We start from the raw sequence: 7,251 nt of genomic DNA, 5'->3' as shown, positions 1-7,251 counted from the left end.
CTCTTTTTATCCCCGCTTTACTTTGCATTTGCATGCGTTGTTCTGCGAGGGGGCGAACTATAGCAAAGGCCGGGGCCAGGCGCAAGGGGTTTCTTTTGCGTACTGGCAGTACAGGTACTACATTACTGGGCACTCTCGGATTCACAAGAGTGCCGCGGTTCAGGGCTCAGCGGAGGCATCGAGACTATGCACCGACATGCGGTTCCAGATATCAACACCCCCTGGGCGACCGGCGGCGTGGATGAAACCATGCCGGCCATCATCGAAACATCGCGCCAACGGTCGATGGCATACGGCCTGTCGCCCGGTGCGACGCCGGATTTCTGTCCGTTGGACAAATCATCGCGGGAATATCATCGGCAAGGCGCCCAGCCAGGCGGCAAGCTCCACGCGCAAGCTATCCGGCTTGTGCTATTTACGCACCGGCGATCCGCAGCTGGAATTGATGCTCGACAAGGTCGACAAGGTATTGGGGCACGACATTTCGATCATGATCATCGGCGAAACCGACACCGGCAAGGACTTGCTGGCCCCGGCGATTTATCACGATTCGTCGCGCGCCAAGGGTCCGTTTATCGCGGTCAATTGCGCATCGATCCCGGAAACGCTGTGAGTTGTAAAACGAGGTGAGTACGACAGAGAGTGCGCAAATGTCGTGCCAGCGGCGGCAAATGCGGGAAACGCCGATGGTCAGCAGTATGGCAGGAAAATCGATGTTCAAGACGAGTAACTGGAACGCTGCGTGCTGTGACAGTTGCACCAATCTGGCGCAGTTGTCACAAGGGGATCAGCGTATCAACACACCCCACGGAGATTCGCCCACCGGAATATCGGCAATCTTGCTGGCAATCGAGGTATCGATCACCGAGATCGTATTCTCATGGCCGTTGGCGACATACAATTTGCGGCCATCGGCAGTCAGCGCCATATAAGCTGGCCGCTGGCCGACCGGAATCGTCGCGCTGACACTATTGTTCGCGGCATCGATCAGCATCACGCTGCCATCCGCGCCATTCGACACATACACTTGCTTGCCGCTGGGATGCACGGCGATGCCATCCGGACTCTTGCCGACCGGGATGATGGCGGCGACTGTGTGCGTCGCCATATCGATCACATACACGGCATTGGCTTGCTCGCACGCCACATAAGCGAATTTTCCGTCCGGCGAAAAACCGATGCCGCGCGGATGCAAGCCGACCGCTATCGAACCAGTCTGGCTGCGCTGCGCCACGTCGATCACATCGACTTGCCCCGCCTGTTCGCCGCTGACCAGCAACCAGTGGCCATCCGGGCTGAATACCGCATGCTGCGGCTTGCGTCCCTGCACCGGAATATCTTCGATCAAGGCGCGGGTGTGGGCGTCGAGCAAGGTCACAGTATTGCTTTCCTCTACGGCGATGGCCAGGTATTGGCCATCGACGGAAGTGCTCACTTGCTGCGGCGACTTGGCGAGGAAAACGCTGCGTATCGGCAGGGTGCCGACATTATCAACCAGCAGCAAGGCATTGGTATCGCCATCGGCGACGAACAATTGGCGGCCCGCACGATCGCTGCTGATGCCGCGCGGCAGCTTGCCGGCGCTGATCTGGCGCAGCACCGTATCGGTCGCAGTATCAATCACGCTGACCGTACCGGACTTTTGATTCGATACATAGGCAAAGGGAGCAGCCTGTGCCGTCGCACACAGCAATACAACACTGGCCAGTATGGTTTTAGGGAAGATAGTCAACAGATCGCCTTTCATGGAGCCGGCAAATAAGCCACGCAGATGAACACCCTCAAGAGCGGCATGGCAGGTATATTACTTACCAACTGATTAATACTTATGGGGATATGCAGCCCAGGCCAGCGCCACTCCCCAGCCAAAGGAAGATTACATTATGCAACATCATTTGCGCTTAACAAGCATGGCCGGCCTATTTTCCGCCTGCCTCAGTCCACTGGCGGTGGCAAGCGACGCGGCGGACAAGCCGGTCATGGATGTAATCGTCGTCAGCGGCAGCCGCGTTGAACATTCCAGCCAGGACTTGCCGGCCTCGATAGACGTGCTCGACCGCGCGCGCATCGAGGATGGCCAGATGCGCGTCAACGCATCCGAAGCGCTGGCCGCGGTGCCGGGGCTGGTGGTGCAAAACCGCCAGAATTATGCGCAAGATTTGCAGATATCGTCGCGCGGTTTCGGCGCCCGCTCCGCTTTTGGCGTGCGCGGCGTGCGCCTGATCAGCGACGGCATTCCCGCTACCATGCCGGATGGACTAGGCCAGGCGGCAACCTTCAACCTGGATATGGCAGAGCGCATCGAAGTCTTGCGCGGCCCGTTTTCCGCGATCTACGGCAACCATTCAGGCGGCGTGATCCAGCTGTTCACCAAGGATGGAACCGGCGCGCCTACGGTCGAACTGGGTTTGATCGGCGGCAGCGACGGCACCCGCAAAACCGATCTGAATGCGCAAGGCAAAAACGGCGGTATCGGCTATGTGCTGGATGCTTCGCGTTTCGAGACCGATGGTTATCGCAAGCACAGCGCCGCCAGCCGCGAACAGGCTTATGCCAAGATCACGCTGGAACCGTGGATGCGCAGCAAGCTGACGATTGTCGCCAACAGTCTGCGCCAGGCCGACACGCAAGATCCGCTCGGCGTGACCTGGGCCACCTTCCAGCGCGATCCGCGCGCCGGCGAAATCGATGCCAGCGATACGTCGAACCCCCAACGCACCTTCGCCGACCGCTACGACACCCGCAAAAGCATCCACCACCAGCAAATCGGCGCCAGCTATGAACAACGTTTCGAAACAGACCGCCTGCGCGTGACGCTCTATGGCGGCAATCGCCAGGTGATCCAATATCAGGCATTCTCCAAGGCATTCCAGGCCCCTCCCAGCCATTCCGGTGGCGTGGTCGATTTCGACCGTGACTTTTACGGCGTCGATGCCAATTGGCTCAATCTCAGCCGGGTTGCCGGCGGCACGCTGAGCACCACGTTCGGCATCGATTACGGACGCTCCAGCGATGACCGCCAGGGTTTTGAGAATTTTATCGGCAACCAGTTCGGTATCAAAGGCAAGCTGCGCCGGGACGAGCAAGACATCGTGTCCAGCCTCGATCCGTATATTCAGACGGAATGGCAAGACGGCCCATGGCTGCTCAGCGCCGGTATTCGCCACAGCAAAATGAAAGTTGAAGTAAGCGATCGCTTCTTGAGCAATGGCGACGATAGCGGCAGCCTCGATTACAGCCATACCACGCCGCTGCTGGGCATCGTGTACAAAATCACGCCGCAACTGAATCTCTATGCCAGCGCGGCGCGCGGTTTTGAAACGCCCACCTTGAATGAATTGTTTTATTCAGGCAGCGGTGGCGGCTTCAACTTCAATTTGCGGCCGGCGTACAGCACGCACCTGGAGACAGGCATCAAAACCCTGCTCGGCCAGCAAACTAAAATCAATGCGGCCATCTTCCAGGTGCGCACCAGCAATGAACTGGTGGTCGACAGTTCGACAGGCGGACGCACCAGTTACCGCAATGCCAGCAGCACCTTGCGCCAAGGCGTGGAATTGTCGCTCGATAGCAACTTGCCTTCCGGCTTCAGTACTCGGCTGGCCCTGACAGGCTTGCGCGCCGTCTACGATACCGGTTTTGGCGCGGTGCTGGCGGGCAGCCGTTTGCCTGGCGTACCGAGCGCCAATATGTTTGGCGAGCTGGCATGGAAAAGCCGGGACCAACGTGTTGCCGCGGCATTGGAAACAATCGCCAGCGGCAAAGTTTATGCGGAGGACGCCAATGCCGAGCTACCAGCGCCGGCTTATGCCATCGTCAATCTCCGTCTGAATACCAGGCAACATTGGGGCAACTGGTCGTTCAAGCAATTTGCGCGGCTCAATAACTTGCTGGACCGTGCTTATGTCGGCTCCGTCATCGTCGGCGACAGCAACAAACGCTTTTACGAAGCCGCGCCCGGCCGCAACTGGCTGCTCGGCGCCAGCGCACAATACGTGTTTTAAGTTTTCACGATACAGGTGCTGAACCGCCCGCTGTCTTCAAACGTGATCCGCACCGGCAAGAACTTGCCGATCACTTCGGCATTGGTCAGCGCATGTTGCGACACGCAGCTGGTGATGAATGCGCCACCGCCAGCGAGCGCCATCGGCAACTGATCGGCCAGGTGCTCGCCCGGCAAACCGCGTGCCCGCAATTGTTCGCCGCTCCAGTCCATGCCGCTGGCGATGCAATCGAGTTCTATCATTGTTCTCTTTCTTATTATGCTGGCGTCACCCCTTGACGCATACCACCTGCTTCAGCACATGCAGCACTTCCACCAGGTCGCGCTGGGCATGCATCACCGCGTCGATATCCTTGTACGCCATCGGGATTTCATCGATCACATCGGCGTCCTTGCGGCATTCGACGCCTTCAGTGGCGCGGATCTGGTCGTCCAGGCTGAAACGCCGCTTCGCTTCGGTACGGCTCATGGTACGGCCCGCGCCATGGCTGCAGCTATGGAAACTGTCTTCATTGCCCTTGCCCTGCACGATAAAACTCCTGGAGCCCATCGAACCCGGAATGATCCCCAGCTCGCCGGCCCGCGCCGATACCGCACCCTTGCGCGTCACCAGCACATCCTTGCCGAAATGGCGCTCCTGCTGCACATAATTATGGTGGCAGTTAACCGCCTCGACGTGCGTCTGGAACGGTTTGCTAATCACCTGGCGCACTGCCGTGATCAGGTTATGCATCATCACTTCGCGGTTATTGCGCGCAAACCTCTGCGCCCAGCCGACCGCCTCGACATAATCATCGTAATGCTGCGTGCCTTCGGACAGATAGGCCAGGTCCTGGTCGGGCAAATTGATGAAATGGGTGCGCATATCCTTCTTGGCCAGCTCGATAAAATGCGTACCGATCGCATTGCCGACGCCGCGCGATCCGGAGTGCAGCATGAACCAGACCACGCCAGCTTCGTCCAGGCACACTTCAACGAAGTGATTGCCGCCGCCCAGCGTCCCCATATGACGGTAATGATTGGTGTTGGCCAGCTTGGGAGTCTTGAGGCAAATGACGTCGAATTCATCTTTCAGCAAAGCCCACGCGGCATCGACCGGTGCCGGCGGGTTTTGCCAGGAGCCTTCGTCGCGGCCATGCGATCGCCGCGTCTTCGGCGTCATCCCATGCGGGATGGCTTTTTCGATCGCACTGCGCAACGTTGCCAAATTATCCGGCAAGTCGTTTGCCGTCAGCGTGGTTTTCGCCGCCATCATGCCGCAGCCGATATCGACGCCGACCGCGGCGGGTATCACCGCGCCCAAGGTCGGGATCACGCTGCCGATGGCCGAGCCTTTACCCAGGTGCACATCCGGCATGACCGCGATATGCTTGTAAATAAAGGGCATTTTTGCGGTATTCATCAACTGGCGCCTGGCGCTATCCTCCACCGGCACGCCCCTGGTCCACATCTTCAGCGGACGGTCGCCTTCGGTATGGAGTAGGTCGTAATGTTCGTTTTTCATGATTTTTTCTCTTCTTATTTGATTGTATACAAACTCAGTCCAGGCCGATCAGGCTCGATAAGACACCCTGGCCTTGTTCGACCAGTTGCAGCTCCAAGCGGTGATAGGACTGTGCCGGCAATCGAAGTCAATGTCCGACACCGGCCGCAAGCTGTATGCGGTATCGCGCGATGCAAAAGTCCGGCCGAATGATGCGGACCGGCTCAAAAAATATCTGTCCCGCTCTGGCCTGAGCTGGGATACAGTTATATCGTTGACTTAGAGCCTATCCCAGTAGTGAGCGTCTTCTGCTGGCCGCGCATCAGCAGCGCGGACCAGGCGTGAGGAGGAAGCGTGGCGCGCCACGCGACGACGATCAACGCAGTCCCCGCTGCTGAGGGGCGCCAGAAGAGGGCGTATTCATCTACTGGGATAGGCTCTTAGAACCTACCCCAGTAGGGAGCGTCGTCTGATGGCTGCTCGTCAGGAGTGTGGGCAAGGCGCGAGGAGGCCCCATGGCGAGCCATGCGACGACGACGCAAGTCATAGATGACGGCCGTATCCACGCTGTTGAGGGGCTGTCAGCAGGCGATGTATTTTCTACTGGGACAGGTTCTTAGGGTGTCCAGAAAAATTCCAGGATAATCCATATCATGAGGATTTTGTCGTGCACTCCTCGCTGCATTCCTGAACAGATTACACATGATACCGACCGATATACATGAAGAGATAATGCGCCGGCTCGCGGCCGTCGAAGAAAAAGAAGGCGTGCGCATCTTGCTGGCCATCGAATCAGGCAGCCGTGCCTGGGGATTTGCCTCACCGAACAGCGATTTTGACGTACGCTTTATTTATGCGCGGCCCAAGGATTGGTATGTCGCGGTGGACCTGGAAGAGAAACGCGACGTGATTGAATATCCGATCGTCGACGACATCGATTTGAATGGATGGGATGTACGCAAGGCGCTGATGTTGTTCTGGAAATGCAATCCCGCCTTCGTCGAATGGATACAATCGCCGATCCAGTACATGGCGCGCGGCGCCTTCAAGCAAGAAACCCAAAAGCTGCTGCCATCAATCTATGCTTTTGACAAAGGCATTTATCACTACCGCAGCATGGCGAAGACCAATTACCGCGGCTACCTGATGAGCGACTTGGTGCCGTTGAAGAAGTACTTCTACGTCTTGCGGCCATTGCTGGCGGTGCGCTGGATCGAAACTTATCACACCGCACCGCCGATCGAGTTCCACGCCTTGCTGCATTTGCTCGCTGGCCATAATGAAGTACGCAAGGACATACATGCGCTGCTCGAAAGGAAAAGGAACAGCCTGGAAAAGGAACTGGCGCCGCAGATCAAAAGCCTGAATACCTTCATCGAATCGGAATTGCAAAGGCTGGAAACGCCGGTTCTGGAAAAGGTGGAACGCAAGGGTAGCATGAAACAGCTCAATCAGCTATTCCATACGGTACTCGCGGAATAAACAGCACGGAATAAAAGTAAAAAGAGGAAGCAGGCCGCAAGCCTGGTTCCTCTTTTTTTGTCACGCCAAGCGTCAAACCGGCAGACGTAAAAAAACCCCCGACCGGATCACCGGAAGGGGGTTCTTTCTTATAACTAGCCTGACAATAACCTACTTTCACACTGGTTGCAGCACTATCATCGGCGCAGAGTTGTTTCACGGTCCTGTTCGGGATGGGAAGGGGTGGGACCAACTTGCTATGGTCATCAGGCATAACTTGTACTGACACTTGTCTCCTGCTGGG

The 7,251-nt window shown here is 57.4% G+C and carries 6 protein-coding genes and 1 rRNA gene; 3 read left to right on the top strand and 4 right to left on the bottom strand.

All coding sequences use genetic code 11. From position 1 onward, the window contains the following. The first annotated feature begins 406 nt into the window (after positions 1–406). Positions 407–613, top strand: a complete 207-nt coding sequence (locus GJA_RS28100) for a sigma 54-interacting transcriptional regulator (RefSeq protein WP_038487875.1) — start codon at positions 407–409, stop codon at positions 611–613. A 174-nt stretch (positions 614–787) separates the two neighbouring features. Here GJA_RS28100 and GJA_RS01255 read toward each other — a convergent pair whose 3' ends face one another. Next, positions 788–1,732 carry a beta-propeller fold lactonase family protein gene (locus GJA_RS01255; RefSeq protein WP_242404417.1) on the bottom strand — a complete coding sequence of 315 codons (945 nt, stop codon included), beginning with the start codon at positions 1,730–1,732 and terminating at the stop codon, positions 788–790. 151 nt (positions 1,733–1,883) lie between these two features. On the opposite strand from GJA_RS01255, the gene GJA_RS01250 reads away from it, so the two are divergent. Next, on the top strand, positions 1,884–4,004 hold the full coding sequence (locus tag GJA_RS01250) for a TonB-dependent receptor family protein (protein WP_038487871.1): 2,121 nt from the start codon (positions 1,884–1,886) through the stop codon (positions 4,002–4,004). Here GJA_RS01250 and GJA_RS01245 read toward each other — a convergent pair. Both GJA_RS01245 and GJA_RS01240 read right to left on the bottom strand, forming a co-directional pair. After that, entirely contained in the window at positions 4,001–4,246 is a 246-nt protein-coding gene (locus GJA_RS01245; RefSeq protein ID WP_038487868.1) for an RNA 3'-terminal phosphate cyclase, read from the bottom strand. The genes GJA_RS01250 and GJA_RS01245 overlap by 4 nt on opposite strands. A 25-nt stretch (positions 4,247–4,271) precedes the next feature. Beyond that, positions 4,272–5,507, bottom strand: a complete 1,236-nt coding sequence (locus tag GJA_RS01240; RefSeq protein ID WP_038487866.1) for an RtcB family protein — start codon at positions 5,505–5,507, stop codon at positions 4,272–4,274. Positions 5,508–6,188: 681 nt separating this feature from the next. Between GJA_RS01240 and GJA_RS01235 the strand changes: the two genes are divergently transcribed. Next, the gene (locus GJA_RS01235) at positions 6,189–6,968 is read left to right on the top strand and encodes a nucleotidyltransferase domain-containing protein (RefSeq protein ID WP_038487862.1); all 780 of its coding nucleotides are present in this window, start codon (positions 6,189–6,191) and stop codon (positions 6,966–6,968) included. A 137-nt stretch (positions 6,969–7,105) separates the two neighbouring features. On the opposite strand, the gene rrf is transcribed toward GJA_RS01235, so the two are convergent. Continuing rightward, a 5S ribosomal RNA gene (gene rrf / locus GJA_RS01230) occupies positions 7,106–7,218 on the bottom strand. Positions 7,219–7,251 lie beyond the last annotated feature (33 nt).

The organism is Janthinobacterium agaricidamnosum NBRC 102515 = DSM 9628 (assembly GCF_000723165.1).
In the GTDB taxonomy this organism is placed as follows: Bacteria; Pseudomonadota; Gammaproteobacteria; order Burkholderiales; family Burkholderiaceae_D; genus Janthinobacterium; species Janthinobacterium agaricidamnosum.
The sequence above is the reverse complement of the archived record's forward strand: the minus strand, read 5'-3'. Positions and strand labels throughout refer to the sequence as shown.

What these genes read in the sequence shown, in the direction of transcription:
- GJA_RS01250 (WP_038487871.1), top strand. Translation starts at nt 1,884, where the DNA reads ATGCAACATCATTTGCGCTTAACAAGCATGGCCGGCCTATTTTCCGCC.
- GJA_RS01245 (WP_038487868.1), bottom strand. Translation starts at nt 4,246, where the DNA reads ATGATAGAACTCGATTGCATCGCCAGCGGCATGGACTGGAGCGGCGAA.
- GJA_RS01240 (WP_038487866.1), bottom strand. Translation starts at nt 5,507, where the DNA reads ATGAAAAACGAACATTACGACCTACTCCATACCGAAGGCGACCGTCCG.
- GJA_RS01235 (WP_038487862.1), top strand. Translation starts at nt 6,189, where the DNA reads ATGATACCGACCGATATACATGAAGAGATAATGCGCCGGCTCGCGGCC.